The organism is Nonomuraea sp. NPDC049637 (assembly GCF_040675235.1).
Classification (GTDB): domain Bacteria; phylum Actinomycetota; class Actinomycetes; order Streptosporangiales; family Streptosporangiaceae; genus Nonomuraea.
The window spans coordinates 1-17,755 of sequence record NZ_JBFAOM010000023.1 but is presented as its reverse complement, the minus strand read 5'-3'; the positions used below and the strand labels follow the sequence as shown (position 1 = coordinate 17,755).

Genomic DNA, 17,755 nt, shown 5'->3' with positions numbered 1-17,755 from the left:
CCGATCTGAATGGTGACCAAACGCACGGGGGGTGGTGGTCGTGGCCCAGCGCAAAAGCCGTAGTGACCGGCGCATCGACTTGATCGAGGCCGCGCGCCGAGCCATCATCCGCCACGGGATCGACGGTGTACAGCTCTCGCACGTCGCCGAGGAGGCCGGTCTGACCTCCGGAGCCGTGCTCTACCACTACCCCGACCTGGGCGAACTGCTGGTCGAGGCGCAGCACGCGGGCATGGAGCGGTTCTACGAGCTGCGCATGCGCCGCCTGGCCGACTTCACCGACCCGGTCGAGAAGCTGGTCGTCACGATCCGGTCGGGGTTGCCGACCGGGCCGCTCGACCCCGACGTCCGCCTGCTCAACGAGCTGGGCGGCGCCGCGGGCCGCAACCGGGTCTACGGCGTGCTGCTCACCTCGCTGTACGACCGGCAGGTGTCGATGTACCAGGCGATCCTGGACACCGGGGCCGCGCTCGGGGTCTTCCGGCTGACGGCCGACTCCGTGACCATCGCGCGCAACCTGGTGGCCCTGGAGGACGCCTACGGCTACCGCATCACCGCCAGGCATCCGCTGATCGGACCCGACGAGGCGGCCGAGCTGATCCTGTCGTACGCGCGGGCGGCGACGGGCAACGACCTGGCTCATTGATCGACCGCCATGATGACGGCGTCCTGGGCCTCCCAGCGCACCTTCACCTTGGCGCCGGGCTGCACCGTGCTCGCCCCCTGCACCGCGGCGAGCACGGGCTTGGCCCGTCCGGGCACGTCCACGGAGATGTGCGAGACGCCGCCGTAGAAGCTCACGTCCAGGACGCTGCCCTTCAGGCCCCGCGCCGCGTTCTCGTCGGCCAGCTCGATCTTCTCGGGCCGCACCGCGAGCAGCGCCTTGGTGTCGGCGGCCAGGTCCTCGAGCGGCGTGCCGGCCAGCATGCCGAACTCCTCGCTCTTGATCCCGTCCAGGCCGGTGCAGACGCCCTCGAACAGGTTGTTCGCCCCGACGAAGTCGGCCACGAACGGCGAGCGCGGGCGCTCGTACAGCGCCACGGGGGCGTCCACCTGGCGCACGCTGCCGCTGTCGAAGACCGCGATTCGGTCGGCCAGCGACATGGCCTCCTCCTGGTCGTGCGTGACGACCACGAAGGTGATGCCGACCTCGCTCTGCAGCCGCTTGAGCTCCAGCTGCATGTCCGCGCGGACCTTCTTGTCCAGGGCCGACAGCGGCTCGTCGAGCAGCAGCAGCCGCGGCCGCTTGACGATCGACCGGGCCAGCGCGACCCGCTGCCGCTGGCCGCCGGACAGCTGGGCGGGCTTGCGCGAGGCGTGCGCCGACAGGCCCACGGTCTCCAGCACCTCGCCGACCCGCTGCTTGATCTCCTGCCGGGGCAGCTTCTCCCGCTCCAGGCCGTAGGCCACGTTCTTGGCCACCGTCATGTGCGGGAACAGCGCGTACGACTGGAACATGAGGCTGATCGGCCGCCGGTTGGGCTGCTTGGACAGCAGGTCCTCGCCGTCGAGCGTGACCGTGCCGGCGTCCGGCGTCTCGAACCCGGCGATGATGCGCAGCAGGGTGGTCTTGCCGCAGCCGGAGGGCCCGAGCAGGGCGAAGAACTCGCCCTGCTCGATCTCCAGCGAGACGCCGTCGAGCGCGGTGACGTCACCGAACCTGCGGGTGACCCCGTCAATCCTGAGCACGTGATTTCCCGATCTTGGTCATCCGCTGCCCGGCGATCACCGCCGTGAAGCTCACGAGGAGCAGGATCGCGGCCAGCGCGTTGATCTTCGGGGTCACCCCGAAACGAACCATTGAGTAGATGACGATCGGCAGCGTCGGCTCGGCGTTGCCGATCGTGAAGAAGGCGATCACGAACTCGTCCAGCGACAGCGTGAACGCCAGCAGCGCCCCGGCGACGATCCCGGGCAGCAACTGCGGCAGCGTGACCTTCATGAACGTGACCACCGGCCCGGCCCCCAGGTCGCGCGAGGCCTCCTCCAGCGAGGTGTCGGCGTTGGTGAGCCGGGTGCGCACCACCGCCGCGACGAACGCCAGCGAGAACACGGCGTGCGCGATGGTCACCGTGGGCAGGCCGAGCGCGAACTGGGCGTCCCACTGGGCCAGGAAGGTGTTGATCAGGGCGTACAGGACCAGCAGCCCGATCCCGAGCACCAGGTCGGGCAGCACGGCCGGCATGAGCGAGATCGCGTCGAGGATCTTCGACTTGGTGTACCGGGCCAGGCCGACGGCCAGCAGCGTGCCGAGCACGGTGGCGATCGCCGTCGAGCCCAGGGCCACGATCAGGGTGTTGACCAGGCCCTCTCTGATCTTCTCGTCGGCGGCCAGCTCGCCGTACCACTTGAGGCTGAAGCCCTCGTAGGTGTAGGCCGACTTGCCGGAGTTGAAGGACATGACGACCAGGACGATGATCGGCACGTACAGGAAGGCGTAGGTCACCCAGAAGGGCACGTACAGCAGCTTGGGTCTACGCACGGCGGGCCGCCCACGCCTGCACGAGCAGCAGCAGGATCAGCACCGCGATCAGCGCCAGCACCAGCGCCGAGCCGAACGGCCAGTCGCGCGCGACCAGGAACTGGTTGCGGATCAGGTTCCCCACCATGATGGACTTGTTGCCGCCGAGCATCTCGGGGATGACGAAGTTGCCGAAGCTCGGCACGAACACGAACATCGCCCCGGTCAGCGCGCCGGGCAGGGTCAGCGGCAGCGTCACCTTCCGGAACGTGGTGAACGCCGAGGCCCCGAGGTTCGCCGACGCCTCGCGCAACTGCGGGTCCAGCTTCTCGATCGAGGAGTACAACGGCAGCACCATGAGCGGCAGGTACGAGTAGAGCAGCCCGGTGACGATCGCGCCCTGGGTGTACAGCAGCTCCATCTCCTTGCCCAGCAGGGAGCTGAGCAGCCCCTGACTGCTGAGCATGATGATCCACGCGTAGACGCGGATGATGAAGTTCGTCCAGAAGGGCAGCACGACCGCCACCAGGGCGATCGTCTTCCACTTCGGCGGGAGCTGGGCGATCAGGTACGCCGTCGGGTAGCCGAGCAGCAACGCGATCAGCGTGGCGATCGTGGCCATCTTCAGCGAGTCGCCGACGACGTTCAGGTAGAGCGAGTCGAACAGGCGCTGGAAGTTCTCCAGCGTGAACTCGTAGACGATGCCCCCGAAGCGCCCCCGCTGGAAGACGGTGTAGCTGAGCACCAGCGCCAGCGGCACGAGGAGGAGCACGACCAGGTACGTCAGACCTGGCGAAAGGAAAACGAACGCGCCCAGCCGGCGACCCCGCTGACGGGACACCGGCCGGGCCTTGACCTCGGATCTCACTGCACCAACGACTATCCGGCCGTGACTTCCTGCGACAGGCGGCTGAACTTGGTCGACGCCTGCCCCAGGTCGATGATCGACTCACCGTTGAGCAGTTCCGCCGGCTTGATGTCCAGCAGCGAGCCCTTGGGAATGGTCACCTTGTCCATGGCGGCCTTGTTGGGGACCTTGTAGTTGATGTTCTCGGCCGCCCAGCGGTGGATCTCCGGGTCGAGGATCATGTTGATGAAGGCGTGGGCCGCCTCCTTGTTCTTGGAGGACTTCATGATCACCATGGTGTCCACCCAGAGGTCGCTGCCCTCCTTCGGCACCACGAACTTGATGTTCTGCTTCTCGTCCGTGGTCGGGCACCAGCCGTCCCACGCCTCGACCATGATGGCCTCGCCGGACTTCAGCCGGTCGCCGAAGGTGGTGTCGTCGTAGCGCAGCAGGTGCGGCTTCTGCGAGACCAGGAGCTCCTTGGCCTTGGCGATCTCCTCGTCCTTCTCGGTGTTGACCGAGTAGCCGAGCGCCTTGAGCGCGGGCAGGACCAGCCAGCGCTCGGTGGTCATCATGGTGACCTTCTTCTCGGCCCAGGAGGGGGGCTTGAGGATGTCGTTCCAGCTCGTCGGCGGCGTCTTCACCAGGTCGCTGCGGTAGCAGATGCCGGTGGTGCCCCAGGTGTAGGGCACCGAGTACTTGTTGCCCTTGTCGTAGGAGAGCTGGGTGGCCTCGGGGTAGAGATTGGCCAGGTTGGGGATCAGCTCGGGGTGGATGGGCTCCAGCAGGCCCTGGGCGTTGAGCGCCTGGGCGTACTGGCCGGACACGAACGCCACGTCGATGCCGCTGTCGCCGGAGGCGGTCAGCTTGGCCATCGCCAGCTCGTTGGTGTCGTGGTTGGTGATCCCCATCTCCTTGACCTTGAGCTGCTGCTTGACCTTCTGCGGCAGCTCCTCCGGGGTGTAGCCCGGCCAGACGGTCACCTGGAGCGACTGCTTGGTCAGGTCGGCGTTGGGCTGGAGCTGTTCGGCCTTGGCCGCGGTCGTGCCGTCTGAGCTGCTCGACGACCCACCGCCGCACGCCGCGACGGCTAGCGCGAGGCCGGCCACCGCCACGGCGGCCGGAAGACGACGGGTGAACCGGTTACGGGACACGGCCGCTACTCCTTCTGGTGCTGAGGATTGAGGGGTCGCGCGACCTTACTGGACACGGCAGACCAGAGCAGGAGTGTTGCAGCAGAAATCAACATGAGCAAGACTTTTCCCGACATTGCTACCAGGAAGTTTGATCAGAGTGTTGAATCGAGATTCAATAACGGAGTCGCCTCATCCCGGTCCGTGAGGGACCTCTCACCTCGCGTACGGACCGCCTTTGGGCCGCGCTCTTCGCGCCATCTCTCCCAGCCGTAATCTATCGGCTCAGGAGCGTGCGATCCCTGGCGGGTGCTCAGGAAACGGGCGAGGGATCCCGATCCGCCCACGGCGGGTTTCGGTCACGGTGACGGCCGCGCGGACCCCGCTCGCACACGGAGGCAGGGGCGGCCCGGCGAGAGCACCGGGGGCGGGACCGTACCCTCCTGACCGGCGCAGGCGCTTTTCCCCTAATGCGCGGACGGGCTCCGAAGAGGGCGAAGTTGCAGCGGATATCAACATGAGCGAGACTTCCTTCCACACGTCGATCGGGAACGATGGTCAATCTGTTGAACTGGGATTCAATTGCGCCCCGGCTCGCCGCCCTCGCGGCGGAGCCCGTCTCCGACCGGGATCACGGCCTGTCCACGAGCCTGCTGCGGGCCCTGGCGCACGACCCGCCGCACCCGTTCGCCGTCCGCCGCTTCCATGACCTTCCCGTCCTTGCGGCAACAGCCGCCGAGCGCGGCTTCGGGCCGCACGTCGACCAGACCAACCACTCGGTCGTGGTGGACGAGCGGATGGTCGTGAAGTGGCTGAGCCCGCCCGTCCCGCTCCCCCACCCGACGCCCGAGATCTTCGCCCACCTCGTCGAGGTCGGCTTCACCGGCACCGCGCCCCCGTACCTGGCCCTGACCCGCGCCTCGGACGCCGGCGAGGAGCTGCTCGCGCTGGTGACGGGCTACCTGCCCGAGGCGCGCGACGGCTGGGAGTGGTGCGTGGACGAGGCCGAGTCCGGCGGCACGCAGTTCGCCGGCGAGCTCGGCCGGCTGGCCGCCGACCTGCATGTCGCGCTGTCCACGCTGCCCGGCGGCTCGTCCGCGCGACAGGCGGACCCGGCGGCGCGGGCCGCGGACGCGCTGGCCGAGGCGCTCGCCCTCACCGGCGGCGCCGACGGCGAGTGGCTGGCCACGCGGGCCGGCGCCCTGGCCGGCGAGCTGGAGCCGTTGCGCGCGGGCTTCTCGGGCCCGGTGATCAGGATCCACGGCGACCTGCACGTGGGCCAGATCCTGCGATGGCGCGACGGCTACGCCGTGATCGACTTCGACGGCAACCCGACCGTGGCCGACACCGGCGTGCGCCAGCCGGCCGCCAGGGACGTCGCCCAGCTCACCACGAGCCTGGAGCACGTGGCCCAGGTCGCCGTCAGGCGCCGGGGCACCCCGCCCGCCCACGCCGCGGCCTGGGCGGCACGGGCCCGCGTCGGCCTGCTGGACGCCTACCGCGACCGCCTGTCCGGCCTCGGCCGGTCCGACCTGCTGGACGAGACCCTGATCCGCCCGTTCGAGGTCGAGCAGGAGTGCCGCGAGCTGATCTACGCCGCCCGCCACCTGCCCCGCTGGCGCTACGCCCCCATGGGCGTGCTGCGCACCTGGTACCCCGAGGAGAACCTGCCGTGAATCCCGAGCTCTACCTGGCCGACCTGGAGGCCAAGCCCGCCGCCCTGGCCGCCCTCGCCGACCGGCTGCGCGCGGCCGACCCCTTCGCCGGGCTGCCCGAGGGCGTGCGCCGGGTGCTGTTCCTCGGCATGGGCAGCTCCCGGTACGCCGCCGGGGTGGCGGCCCTGCGCCTGCGCGCGGCCGGCGTGGACGCCTACGCCGACTACGCCTCGGCCGCGGCGACCTACCCGGCCGGGCCGGACACGCTGGTCGTGCCGATCTCGGCCACCGGCGGCAGCCGCGAGACCCTCGACGCCCTCGCCCGCTACGCCGGGGGCCCGTCGTACGTGGCCGCGATCACCAACGTGCCCGGCTCGCCCGTCACCGAGGCGGCCGACCTGGTCGTCCCCATGGGCGCGGGCGAGGAGCGCGGCGGCGTGGCCTGCCGGACGTTCCAGCACACGCTGGCCCTGCTGCTGGCGCTCGAGGCCCGGCTCACCGGCGCGGACGGCGACCTGCCCGCGCTGCTCACCCGGGCCGCCGAGGCCACCCGCGACCTCCTGGACCGCCGCGACGAATGGCTCCCGCTGACCATGGAGCTCCTCGACGGGCCCGACGGCGTCTACACGATCGCCCCCGCCGAGCGGCTGTCGTCGGCCGAGCAGTCGGCGCTGATGTTCCGCGAGGGCCCGCGCCGCGCGGCCGACGCCTGCGAGGCGGGCGACTGGTCGCACGTCGACGTCTACCTCACCAAGACCCGCGACTACCGGGCGCTGCTCTTCCCCGGCTCCCGCTACGACGAGCAGGCCATGGACTGGGTGCGCGAGCGCGGTTCCACGGTGATCTCCGTGGGCGGCGAGGTGAAGGACGCCGCGGCGGCGATCCGCTACGCGCACGACGACGACCCCGGCGTGGCGCTGCTCACCGAGACGCTGGTGGCCGAGCTGGTGGCCGCGTACTGGTGGAACGCTCAGTAGGGGCGACCGCCGATCACGTGCTCGACCAGGGTGATCAGGGTGTTCTTGACCGACTGGCGGGCACGCGCGTCCGTGCGCACGATGGGCACCTGCGGTGAGAGCGTGAGCGCCTCGCGCACCTCGCTCTCCACGTGCGGGAAGCGCCCGTCCCAGCCGTTCAGGCCGACGACGAACGGCAGCCCGGCCTCCTCGAAGTAGTCGATCGCGGGGAAACTGTCGGCCAGGCGGCGGGTGTCGACCAGCACGACCGCGCCGATCGCGCCGCGGACCAGGTCGTCCCACATGAACCAGAACCGGTGCTGTCCGGGCGTGCCGAACAGGTAGAGGATCAGGTCGCGTTCGAGCGAGACGCGGCCGAAGTCCATCGCGACCGTGGTGGTGGACTTGCCCGGCGTGTGCGCGAGGTCGTCGATGCCGGCCGAGGCGTCCGTCATGACGGCCTCCGTCGTGAGCGGCACGATCTCCGACACCGCGCCGACGAAGGTGGTCTTGCCCACGCCGAACCCGCCCGCCACGACGATCTTCGTCGAGGTGAGCGTCGGGCTAGAGCCGGCGAAGTCCACTCAGGACCCTCTCCAGCAGCCTGCGGTCCGGCAGCCCGGCCTCCAGCTGCGGCTGGTAGACCTTGACCAGCCCGTCGGCCTCCATGTCGGCGACCAGCACCCGCGCCACGCCGAGCGGCACGGCCAGCAGGGCGGAGATCTCGGCCACCGAGCGCACCTGGCGGCACAGCTCGCTGATCGCCCGGTACTCGCGGGTGTAGGTCATGCCGAGCCGCGCCGAGGTCGCCGACGAGACCAGCGCCTCCATGGCCAGGCCGGTGCGCGGCGCCGTCCTGCCGCCGGTGACGGCGTACATGCGCACCAGCGAGCTGCGCTGGGGCTCCGGCTCCTCGTCATGCCACGATGCCAACGTCCACTCCCATCACCAGGGGCGCGCGGATGACAACTCCGCCCGTACGGCAGGGGTCAGCACCTGCCCCGTGCGTTCCACCAGAATCGTCATCTGGTACGCCACCAGGCCCATGTCACAGTCGGGCGCGGCCAGCACCGCCAGGCACGAACCGTCGCTGATCGACATCACCAGCAGCAGCCCGCGTTCCATCTCCACCAGGGTCTGCGTGACGCCGCCGCCCTCGAAGACCCGCGCCGACCCCTGCGTCAGGCTGACCAGCCCGGCCGCGATGGCGGCGAGCTGGTCGGCGCGGTCCTTGGGGAAGCCGCGGGAGAAGGCCATCGGCAGGCCGTCGGCGGAGACGACCACGGCGTGGGCCACGCCGGGCACCTCCTCGACGAACGCGCTCACCAGCCAGTTGATGTCCCTGGCCCCCTGGCTCAGTTCCTTCATCAGTCCTCCTCTAGCTCGGCCCGGCCCTTGCGCACGCCCTGCTGGTAGCTGGCCAGCCGGCTGCGCAGCCGGTCAGGGGACGGCGGCGGAACCGGCGCGGGCGGCGGCTGGGGAACCGCGGTACCCGGTACCAGATTCGCTCGCGGCGTGCGCTTGGGCAGGCCGGAGTTCGTGGTGCCGCCCCTGGCGGGCTCGGCGGTCGTGCTCGCCGCCTGCCAGCCCTGGTCGGCGGGCGACGACCAGGCCGGGTCCCGGCGGTCGGCGGTCGGCGCGGCCTTGCTGAACCAGCTGCTCTCCTCGACCGAGGCGAAGATCGGCAGGAACTCGTTCCCGGCCGCCGGCTCGGCCCCGGCCGGCTCGGGCCCCGTGGCGAACGACGGGTAGGACGCGCCGGACGCCGGCGGCTCCGGCTGCGGCGGCTCGACCGACTGCGAGGAGGACGAGGTGAACCACGACGACTCGGACGCGGACGGCATCGGGTCGAACGACGGGTGCCCGTAGGCCGGCATGGGGGCCGTGGGCGGCGCGTACGACTCGGCGCCCCGGAACGGCTCGGCGCTCTGGAACGGCTCAGCGGCCTGGAACGGGTCGGCACTTCGGAAGGGCTCGGCGCTCTGGAAAGGCTCGGCGCGGCCCTGGTCCGGGCGGCCCATGGCGGACATGGCCGGGGCGTGCGCGGCCGTGGCCATCGAGCCGTGCAGGTGCCCGGGCACCGAGCCGGGCACGGCGGCGAGCAGCATCTCCGGGATCAGCACCATCGCGGTCAGCCCGCCGACGTCCTGGCGGCGGAGCTGCACCTTGATGTTGTGCCGCAGCGCGAGCCGCCCGACCACGAACAGCCCCATCCGCCGCGACACGGACACGTCCACGACCGGCGGGTGGGCCAGCCGCCAGTTGGCCTCGGCCAGCTCCTCGGGGGTCATGCCGATGCCGTTGTCGGTCACCGAGACCATCAGGCCGCCGCCGTCGATGCGGCTGCTGGAGATGATCACCTTGGTGTCCCTGGAGGAGAACGAGACCGAGTTCTCGACCAGCTCGGCCAGCAGGTGCACCACGTCGGTGACGGCCTGCCCGGCGATGGCGACGTCGGACTGCGCCTGGACGCTGACCCGGTCGTAGCTCTCGACCTCGCCGAGCGCCGCCCGCACGATGTCCATGAGCTCGACCGGCTCGCTCCACTTGCGCGCGGCCTCCTGACCGGCCAGGACCAGCAGGTTCTCGCTGTTGCGGCGCATGCGGGTGGCCAGGTGGTCGAGCTTGAACAGGTCGCCGAGGCGCTCGTCGTCGCGCTCGCCGCGCTCCAGGCGCTCGATCAGGGTGAGCTGCCGTTCGACCAGGGTCTGGCTGCGCCGCGACAGGTTGACGAACATGGCGTTGACGTTGGAGCGCAGCCGCGCCTCGTCGCCCGCCAGCCGGACGGCCTCGCGGTGCACCTCGTCGAAGGCGCGGGCGACCTCGCCGACCTCGTCCCTGGAGAAGATGCCGATGGGCGGCACCTCGGCGTCCACCGCGCCGTCGCGCGACTCGCGCAGGTGCTGGACGAAGTCCGGCAGCCGGCGCCCGGCGATCTCCAGCGCCTCGCCGCGCAGCCTGCGCAGCGGCCGGACCAGCGACCTGGCCACGCCGGTGGTGATCAGCAGGACGGCGACCAGCAGCGCGAGCACCGCGCCCGCGATGACCAGCGCCCGCCGCTGCTCCTCCGCGCTGAGCGTGGCGCTGCGCGCCACGATCCCGGCGGCCTGGCCCTGCTCGACCTTGCGCATGGAGTCCACGACGACGTTGGAGGCGTCGAACCACTCCTTGGCGTCGTCGTGCTTGGCCAGGTCGAGGCCGCGCAGCGGCAACCCGGCCGAGACCCTGATGAGCACCAGCTCGCGCAGGAACAACATGCGGTCGGCGCTGCGGCCGTTGACGGTCTCGTCGAAGAAGCGGCGTTCGTCGGCGGTGGCCTCGGCGGCGAAGCCCCTGCGCTCGGCGGTCTCGGCGGACAGCTCGCCGAGGAAGCGCTTGAGCTGGTCCTGGCCGAAGGCGCCCTCGACGAGGACGGTGGTGAGCAGCGCCTGCTGGTAGGAGACGCTCTCCTTCGCCCTGGCCAGGCCGTCCAGCATGCGGGTCTGGCGGAACAGCTCGTCGTCGGAGCTGCCCTTGATCAGTTCGGTGTGGATGGACAGAAGGTCGCCGATCACCGTCGTGTAGAGGTCGACGGCCGGGCCGGGCAGCAGGTCGGCGTCCATCGCCTGCTCGCGCAGCGAGGTCAGGTCGTCCAGGCGGGAGAGCATGTTCTCGATCTGGTCGGCGGTACGGCCCTCGACGTCGGCCAGGATCTGCTGGGCGGTGCCGCGTACCTCCCTGATGGCGACGTCCACCTGGTCCATCTGGGACCGCACGCCGCCGAGGCCGTTCACGGGCCGGTTCCTGGCGATGTACCAGGCGGTCTTGGCCCGTTCGCCGGCGAGCTGGTGGGTCAGGTCGCCCACCTGCTCCGACAGCACGGCTAATCGGTTCGTCCGGTCGTAGTCGGCGGCGGCGCCCGTCGAGGACAGCACCTGGACGCCGCCCAGCAGCACGGCGGCGGCGGTCGGCACCAGGATGAGGGCGACCAGGCGCGCACGTACGCGCCAATTGCGCAGGCGCCAGTTGCCTTCGACGGCCTGCCGCTCGCCCAGCTGTGTTGTCACCGAACGCACCTCGCCCGAATCGGCGTATTTGTCAGGGCTGTGGCCCTTGAGAGAAATCAGCAAGTGCGGGTAATTGGAACACATCCTAAGCGGAGGTGGCCACCCGCACATATCGGTGCGAAATTCAACTTCTGTGCCCAGTGGGACGAAAGCTGGAGCCCCATCTCGCCGCCTCTCCAACCAGAAATAGCCCCCTATACATTCATATGTCCACATATGGGCGTTTAGTGCGTTCCAAGCGCATAACACGGGAGGAGCAGCCAGGTCTCTCACAGGTCACAGCGTTGAGATTTGCGTTATTCACCGCATATGTTGAGCCCCCGGCAATCGAGGAGGCGAGGGTGCGGGATTCTCCCGACAGCGCGGCCATCAGCGTCGAAGGGCTTTGGAAGATCTTCGGATCCAGGGCGCAAAAGGTGCTGGACAGCGAGGACAGACACCTCGACCCCGCCGCTCTGCGAGAGAAGACCGGGTGCACCGCCGCCGTCCGCGACGTGAGCTTCGAGGTGCGCCCCGGCGAGGTCTTCGTCGTCATGGGCCTGTCGGGAAGCGGCAAGTCCACCCTCGTACGCTGCCTGACCAGGCTCGTCGAGCCCACCGCCGGCCGCATCAGCATCGGCGGCGAGGACGTCGGCCGCGCCTCCCCCGCCCGGCTGCGCGAGCTGCGCCGCCACCGGGTCAGCATGGTCTTCCAGCACTTCGGCCTGCTGCCGCACCGCAGGGTCATCGACAACGTCGCCTACGGCCTGGAGATCCAGGGCACCCCCAGGGCCGCCAGGCACGCGCGGGCCGCCGAGATCCTCACCCTCGTCGGCCTCGACGGGTACGCCGCCTCCTACCCCGACCAGCTCTCCGGCGGCATGCAGCAACGCGTCGGCCTGGCCCGCGCGCTGGCCGTCGATCCCCAGGTCATGCTGTTCGACGAGCCGTTCAGCGCGCTCGACCCGCTGATCCGGCGCGACATGCAGACCGAGGTGATCCGGCTCCACCGCGAGGTCGGCAAGACGATGGTGTTCATCACCCACGACCTGTCCGAGGCGCTCAAGCTGGGCGAGCGCATCGCCATCATGCGGGCCGGCTCGATCGTGCAGCTGGGCACGGCCGAGGAGCTGGTGGGCGCGCCGGCCGACGACTACGTGGCCGACTTCGTCCGCGACGTCCCGCGCAGCCACGTGCTGACGCTGCGCTGGATCCGCCGCGCCCCCGAGCCCGGCGAGCCGCTGGACGGCCCCCAGTTCCCCGCCACCACCCTGGTCAAGGACGCCATCGCCGCGGCCTCGGCCTCCTCCCGCCCGATCCGGGTGATGGACGGCGGCGAGCTGACCGGCGTCGTGGACCGCGTGGACCTGCTGTCCTTCCTCGCCGGCGCGGACGCCGCGGTGAGGGCGGGCGCGTGAGCACCACCGCGGTCAGCGCCCCCGCCAGGCTCAGGATCCCCAGATGGGCCGCTCCCGCCGGGGTCGCGATCCTGTTCGCCGTGGCGTACCTGGTCTTCCGCGGCACCGGCACGCTGCCGCACGACAAGGAGGCGCCGCAGTTCCTGGCGGTCACCGAACTGCGCGAGTGGATCGACGACCACCGCAACGAGAGCCCGCTCTTCCTGTACTTCCTCAACTACATCCGGCTGTTCGTCGACGGCGTCTACACCTTCTTCCAGACCGCGCTCACCGCCCTGAACTGGCCCGGTCTCATCGGCGTGCTGGCCGCGCTGGCCTGGCTGGCCGGCGGCCGGCGCATCGCGCTGCTCGCGGCGGCGGGCGTGGGCGCGTTCGGGGTGCTCGGGCTGTGGCAGTCGAGCGTGGACACGCTGGCGCTGGTGGCGGCCTCGGTGCTGCTGTCGCTGGCGGTCGGCGTGCCGCTCGGCGTCTGGGCCGGGCTGTCGGCGCGGGTGCGCCGGGTGCTGACGCCGGTGCTGGACGTCATGCAGATCATGCCGACGTTCGCCTACCTGGCGCCGCTCGTGCTGTTCTTCCACATCGGCGCGCCGGCCGGGGCGATCGCGACGATGATCTACTCGATCCCGCCGGCGATCCGGATCACCGCGCTGGCCGTCCAGGAGGTCTCCGCCACGGCGGTCGAGGCGTCGGCGTCGCTCGGCGCGACCCGCCGTCAGACGCTGTTCAAGGTGCAGCTGCCGCTGGCCCGCCCGACGATGGCGCTGGCGGTGAACCAGACCATCATGATGGCGCTGTCGATGGTGGTGATCGCGAACCTGATCTCGGCCCCCGGCCTGGGCGGCGACATCATCCGCGGTCTGTCGCGGGCCCAGGTCGGCATGATGCTCCCGGCGGGCCTGGCCATCGTGGTCATGGCCGTCGTGCTCGACCGCATGCTCATGTCGGTGGCCCGCCGCCAGGCGCACGCCTCGCTCGGCCGGCCGGACCTGGCCGTCGCGGCGGCGCTGGCGGTCGCGGGCGTGGCGGCCGGGCTCGCGCTGCCCGCGGGCTGGCCCGCCGGCCTGACGGTCACCTTCGCCGGGGCGGTGAACGACGCCGTCCGCTGGGCGGAGACGACCTGGTACCCGGTCACGACCTTCGTCAAGGACCTGACCTCGGCCTTCCTGCTCAACCCGCTGGAGGGCCTGCTCACCTCCGCCCCGTGGTGGCTGGTCGCCCTCGCGGTGCTGGCCCTGGCCTGGCGGTTGAGCGGGGTGCGCCCGGCGCTGACCGCGCTCGGCTGCCTGCTGGCGATCGCGCTGCTCGGCGTGTGGGAGCACGCCATGCAGACGATGACCACGGTCGCGGTGGCGGTGCTCGTCACCCTGGTCGTCGGCCTGCTGCTGGGGGTGGCGGCGGCCCGCTCGCCGCGCTGGTCGGCCGTTCAGCGCCCGCTGCTGGACGCCGCCCAGACCATGCCCGCGTTCGTCTACCTGCTGCCGGCGCTGGCCCTGTTCGAGACGACCCGGTTCACCGCGATCTTCGCCTCGGTGATCTACGCGGTGCCGCCCGTGGTGCGCCTGGTCGAGGACGGCATCAGAGGGGTGCCCGGCACGGTCGTCGAGGCGGCCGCGGCGGCCGGCTCTACCCCGGGCCAGCTCCTGTGGAAGGTGCAGCTCCCGATGGCGCGGCGGGCCATCCTGCTCGCCGCCAACCAGGGCATCGTGATGACGCTGGCCATGGTCGTCGTCGGCGGCCTGGTCGGGGCGGGCGCGCTCGGCTACGACGTGGTCGTCGGCTTCTCCCAGCGCACGGATTTCGGCATGGGCTTCGTGGCGGGCATCGCGACCGTCCTGCTCGGAGTCATGCTCGACCGCATCACGCAGGGCGCCGACAGGCGCCCTTCCCCCCGAAAGAGGAAGCGCACATGAAGATTCGCCTGCTCGCAGGCCTGCTCGTTGTCGGCCTCACCGCCGTGGGTTGCGGCGGTGGCGCCAAGGTGGAGACCTCCCCCAGCGCCGCCGCCCCGTCGGCCGCCGCCGCCTCCGGCGCGGCGACGACCGGCACCGTCAAGATCGCGATCAACCCGTGGGTCGGTTACGAGGCCAGCGCGAACGTCGTCGCCTACCTGCTGAAGAACGAGCTCAAGTACGACGTGCAGCTGCCCGAGATCAAGGAGCAGGTCGCCTGGGAGGGCTTCGAGACGGGCGACGTGGACGTCATCATCGAGAACTGGGGCCATCCGGACCTGAAGAAGAAGTTCATCGACGAGAAGAAGGTCGCGCTCTCGGCGGGCTCCACCGGCAACAAGGGCGTCATCGGCTGGTACGTGCCCAAGTGGATGGCCGACAAGTACCCGGACATCACCGACTACAAGAACCTGAACAAGTACGCCGACCTGTTCAAGACGTCGGAGTCCGGCGGCAAGGGCCAGCTCCTCGACGGCGACCCGAGCTACGTCACCAACGACGAGGCCCTGGTCAAGAACCTCAAGCTGAACTACAAGGTGGTGACCGGCGGCAGCGAGGCGGCCCTGCTCAAGGCGGCCGAGCAGGCGCAGGCGCAGAAGAAGGCGCTGCTGTTCTACTTCTGGACGCCCCACTGGCTGTTCGACAAGGTCGAGCTGGCCCGGGTGAACCTGCCCCCGTACACCGAGGGCTGCGACGCCGACGCCAAGAAGGTCGCCTGCGACTACGCCGAGCTCGACCTCGACAAGATCGTCAGCAAGAAGTTCGCCGACACCGGCGGCAAGGCGTACGAGCTGGTCAAGAACTTCAGCTGGACCAACGAGGACCAGAACGCGGTCGCCAACGACATGACCAACAACGGCCTGACCGGCGAGCAGGCCGCCAAGAAGTGGGTCGAGGCCAACACCGCCAAGTGGCAGGCCTGGCTCCCCAAGTGACCCCTCTTGACCGCGTCCCTCCCGGCCGGGCGGGGGCGCGGTCGCGGAGACCTCTCATGCGAACCAAGAAGCTGACCGGGCCGCTGCTCGCGGCCCTGCTCCTGACGTCCTGCTCCGGCGGCGCCCCCGAGACCGGGGTCGCCGCCAGGGGCACGGTCAACATCGACGTGCACGCCTGGATCGGATACGAGGCCCAGGCCGCCGTCCTGGCCTACCTGCTCGAACACGAGCTGGGCTACAAGGTCAACACGCGCCGGATGGAGGAGAAGAAATCCTGGGGCGATTTCGAATCCGGCAAGGTCGACGTGATCGTCGAGAACTGGGGACACAACAACGAGAAGAAGATCTACATCGAGCAGAAGAAGGTGGCGCTGTCGGCCGGGCTCACCGGCAACAAAGGCGTGATCGGTTGGTACGTCCCCGAGTGGATGGTCAAGAAATATCCCGACATAACCGACTATCGGAACCTGAACAAGTACGCCCACCTATTCCGGACCTCCAAAACCGGAAATTTGGGTCAGGTACTCGACGGGGACCCGACATTCGTCACCAACGATGAGGTTCTCATCAAGAACCTCGGCCTCGATTACAAGGTCGTCTACTCCGGCAGCGAGGACGCACTGATCAAGGCCGCGCAGACGGCGGCGCGCACCCGCACCCCCCTGCTCATGTATTTCTACGAACCGCAATGGCTGTTCACCAAGGTCAAACTGGTCAAGGTCAACCTGCCTCCGTACGCGGTCGGGTGCGACGACGTGCCCGCCAAGGTCGCCTGCGACTACCCGCCGTACCTGCTGGACAAGATCGTCAGCAAGCGGTTCGCCGAGCGCGGCGGGAAGGCGTACGAGCTGGTGCGCAACTTCACCTGGACCAACGACAACCAGAACGCCGTGGCCGCCGAGATGATCAACGGCAAGAAGACCGCCGAGCAGGCCGCCCGGCAGTGGGTGGAGGAGAACAAGATCGTGTGGAAGGACTGGATCCCGCGTTGAGCTTCGACTTCGTCATCGTGGGCGGCGGCTCGGCCGGCTGCGCCCTGGCCAACCGGCTGAGCGCCGATCCGTCGGTGTCCGTGCTGGTGCTGGAGGCGGGCCGGCCGGACTACCTCTGGGACGTCTTCATCCACATGCCGGCCGCGCTGATGTTCCCCATCGGCAGCCGGTTCTACGACTGGAAGTACGAGTCCGAGCCCGAGCCGCACATGAACGGCCGGCGCATCTACCACGCGCGCGGCAAGGTCCTGGGCGGCTCCAGCAGCATCAACGGGATGATCTTCCAGCGCGGCAACCCGCTCGACTACGAGCGCTGGGCCGCCGATCCCGGCATGGAGAATTGGGACTACGCCCACTGCCTGCCCTACTTCAAGCGCATGGAGAACTGCCTGGCCGATCCCGGCTCGCCCTTCCGGGGCGACGACGGCCCGCTGAAGCTGGAGCGCGGCCCGGCCCGCGGCCCGCTGTTCGAGGCGTTCTTCGAGGCCGTCCAGCAGGCCGGCCATCCGCTCACCGACGACGTGAACGGCTACCGCCAGGAGGGCTTCGCCGCCTTCGACCGCAACGTCCACCGGGGCCGCCGGCTCAGCGCCGCCCGCGCCTACCTGCATCCGGTGCGCCGCCGTCCCAACCTCACCGTCAGGACGCGGGCCCACGTGGAGAAGGTGCTCTTCGAGGGGACGCGGGCGGTGGGCGTCCAGTGCGGCGGCGAGCGCATCGCGGCGCGCGAGGTCGTGCTGTGCGGCGGCGCGATCAACACCCCCCAGCTGCTCCAGCTGTCCGGGGTCGGGCCGAAGGCGCTCCTGGAGTCCGTGGGCGTGCAGGTGGTCCACGACCTGCCGGGCGTCGGCGAGAACCTCCAGGACCACCTGGAGGTCTACGTCCAGCACGCCTGCACGCAACCCGTCTCCCAGCAGCCGTCGCTGGCCATGTGGCGGCGGCCGTTCATCGGCGCCGACTGGCTGTTCCTGCGGCGCGGCCCCGGCGCCACGAACCACTTCGAGGCGGGCGGGTTCATCCGCTCGAACGACGACGTCGCGTACCCCAACCTGATGTTCCACTTCCTGCCGATCGCCGTGCGCTACGACGGCTCGGCCCCGGCCGGCGGGCACGGCTACCAGGTGCACATCGGCCCGATGTACTCCGACGCCCGCGGCTCGGTGCGGATCCGCTCGGCCGACCCCCGCGCCAAGCCCGCGCTGCGCTTCAACTACCTCTCCACCGAGCAGGACCGCCGCGAGTGGGTGGAGGCGATCAGGCACGCCCGCGCCATCCTGTCCCAGCCCGCCTGGGCCGGCCTGGACGGCGGCGAGATCTCCCCCGGCCCGGATGTCCGGACCGACGAGGAGATCCTGGCCTGGGTGGCCAAGGACGGCGAGACCGC

The 17,755-nt window shown here is 70.2% G+C and carries 16 protein-coding genes; 8 read left to right on the top strand and 8 right to left on the bottom strand.

Features of this window, described 5'->3' with window-relative positions; translation table 11 throughout:
• The first annotated feature begins 40 nt into the window (after positions 1-40).
• Positions 41-646 (top strand): TetR family transcriptional regulator, encoded by a 606-nt coding sequence (locus AB0J71_RS28600; protein WP_352321451.1) that lies wholly within the window; start codon positions 41-43, stop codon positions 644-646.
• Here the strand turns inward: AB0J71_RS28600 and AB0J71_RS28595 are convergent.
• The 4 genes from AB0J71_RS28595 to AB0J71_RS28580 form a co-directional block, all read right to left on the bottom strand.
• Positions 640-1,689: an ABC transporter ATP-binding protein gene (locus tag AB0J71_RS28595; RefSeq protein WP_352321449.1), complete on the bottom strand. Its 1,050-nt coding sequence runs from the start codon at positions 1,687-1,689 to the stop codon at positions 640-642. The two genes, AB0J71_RS28600 and AB0J71_RS28595, sit on opposite strands and share 7 nt — an antisense overlap.
• Positions 1,676-2,482 carry an ABC transporter permease gene (locus AB0J71_RS28590; protein WP_352321447.1) on the bottom strand — a complete coding sequence of 269 codons (807 nt, stop codon included), beginning with the start codon at positions 2,480-2,482 and terminating at the stop codon, positions 1,676-1,678. The genes AB0J71_RS28595 and AB0J71_RS28590 overlap by 14 nt, the downstream gene beginning before the upstream one ends.
• Entirely contained in the window at positions 2,475-3,233 is a 759-nt protein-coding gene (locus AB0J71_RS28585) for an ABC transporter permease (RefSeq protein WP_352321445.1), read from the bottom strand. Before AB0J71_RS28585 ends, AB0J71_RS28590 begins: the two co-directional genes overlap by 8 nt.
• A gap of 107 nt (positions 3,234-3,340) precedes the next feature.
• Positions 3,341-4,462, bottom strand: a complete 1,122-nt coding sequence (locus tag AB0J71_RS28580) for a spermidine/putrescine ABC transporter substrate-binding protein (RefSeq protein WP_352321443.1) — start codon at positions 4,460-4,462, stop codon at positions 3,341-3,343.
• Positions 4,463-5,007: 545 nt separating this feature from the next.
• Here AB0J71_RS28580 and AB0J71_RS28575 point away from each other — a divergent pair.
• Positions 5,008-6,117: a hypothetical protein gene (locus AB0J71_RS28575; RefSeq protein WP_364416876.1), complete on the top strand. Its 1,110-nt coding sequence runs from the start codon at positions 5,008-5,010 to the stop codon at positions 6,115-6,117.
• Positions 6,114-7,073: an SIS domain-containing protein gene (locus AB0J71_RS28570; RefSeq protein WP_352321439.1), complete on the top strand. Its 960-nt coding sequence runs from the start codon at positions 6,114-6,116 to the stop codon at positions 7,071-7,073. Before AB0J71_RS28575 ends, AB0J71_RS28570 begins: the two co-directional genes overlap by 4 nt.
• Here the strand turns inward: AB0J71_RS28570 and AB0J71_RS28565 are convergent.
• The 4 genes from AB0J71_RS28565 to AB0J71_RS28550 form a co-directional block, all read right to left on the bottom strand.
• A complete protein-coding gene (locus AB0J71_RS28565) occupies positions 7,067-7,636 on the bottom strand; it encodes an ATP/GTP-binding protein (RefSeq protein ID WP_364416874.1) in 570 nt (189 codons plus the stop codon). The two genes, AB0J71_RS28570 and AB0J71_RS28565, sit on opposite strands and share 7 nt — an antisense overlap.
• Complete coding sequence (locus AB0J71_RS28560) at positions 7,617-7,931, bottom strand: DUF742 domain-containing protein (RefSeq protein WP_229824241.1); 315 nt, start codon at positions 7,929-7,931, stop codon at positions 7,617-7,619. The genes AB0J71_RS28565 and AB0J71_RS28560 overlap by 20 nt, the downstream gene beginning before the upstream one ends.
• A 66-nt stretch (positions 7,932-7,997) precedes the next feature.
• Entirely contained in the window at positions 7,998-8,420 is a 423-nt protein-coding gene (locus AB0J71_RS28555; RefSeq protein ID WP_352321436.1) for a roadblock/LC7 domain-containing protein, read from the bottom strand.
• Positions 8,420-11,098 carry a nitrate- and nitrite sensing domain-containing protein gene (locus AB0J71_RS28550; RefSeq protein ID WP_364416872.1) on the bottom strand — a complete coding sequence of 893 codons (2,679 nt, stop codon included), beginning with the start codon at positions 11,096-11,098 and terminating at the stop codon, positions 8,420-8,422. The genes AB0J71_RS28555 and AB0J71_RS28550 overlap by 1 nt, the downstream gene beginning before the upstream one ends.
• A gap of 341 nt (positions 11,099-11,439) precedes the next feature.
• On the opposite strand from AB0J71_RS28550, the gene AB0J71_RS28545 reads away from it, so the two are divergent.
• From AB0J71_RS28545 to AB0J71_RS28525, 5 genes are all read left to right on the top strand, one after another.
• Positions 11,440-12,495: a glycine betaine/L-proline ABC transporter ATP-binding protein gene (locus AB0J71_RS28545; protein WP_364416870.1), complete on the top strand. Its 1,056-nt coding sequence runs from the start codon at positions 11,440-11,442 to the stop codon at positions 12,493-12,495.
• Complete coding sequence (locus tag AB0J71_RS28540) at positions 12,492-14,405, top strand: ABC transporter permease subunit (RefSeq protein ID WP_352321430.1); 1,914 nt, start codon at positions 12,492-12,494, stop codon at positions 14,403-14,405. Before AB0J71_RS28545 ends, AB0J71_RS28540 begins: the two co-directional genes overlap by 4 nt.
• Positions 14,402-15,379: an ABC transporter substrate-binding protein gene (locus tag AB0J71_RS28535; protein WP_352321428.1), complete on the top strand. Its 978-nt coding sequence runs from the start codon at positions 14,402-14,404 to the stop codon at positions 15,377-15,379. The genes AB0J71_RS28540 and AB0J71_RS28535 overlap by 4 nt, the downstream gene beginning before the upstream one ends.
• Before the next feature lie 56 nt (positions 15,380-15,435).
• On the top strand, positions 15,436-16,371 hold the full coding sequence (locus tag AB0J71_RS28530) for an ABC transporter substrate-binding protein (RefSeq protein ID WP_352321426.1): 936 nt from the start codon (positions 15,436-15,438) through the stop codon (positions 16,369-16,371).
• On the top strand, positions 16,347-17,755 hold a 1,409-nt coding region (locus AB0J71_RS28525), incomplete at its 3' end, for a choline dehydrogenase (protein WP_364416868.1). The genes AB0J71_RS28530 and AB0J71_RS28525, both read left to right, overlap by 25 nt.

Coding starts and splice junctions, on each gene's coding strand:
- AB0J71_RS28560 (WP_229824241.1), bottom strand. CDS start 7,931: ATGTACGCCGTCACCGGCGGCAGGACGGCGCCGCGCACCGGCCTGGCC.
- AB0J71_RS28555 (WP_352321436.1), bottom strand. CDS start 8,420: ATGAAGGAACTGAGCCAGGGGGCCAGGGACATCAACTGGCTGGTGAGC.
- AB0J71_RS28535 (WP_352321428.1), top strand. CDS start 14,402: ATGAAGATTCGCCTGCTCGCAGGCCTGCTCGTTGTCGGCCTCACCGCC.
- AB0J71_RS28530 (WP_352321426.1), top strand. CDS start 15,436: ATGCGAACCAAGAAGCTGACCGGGCCGCTGCTCGCGGCCCTGCTCCTG.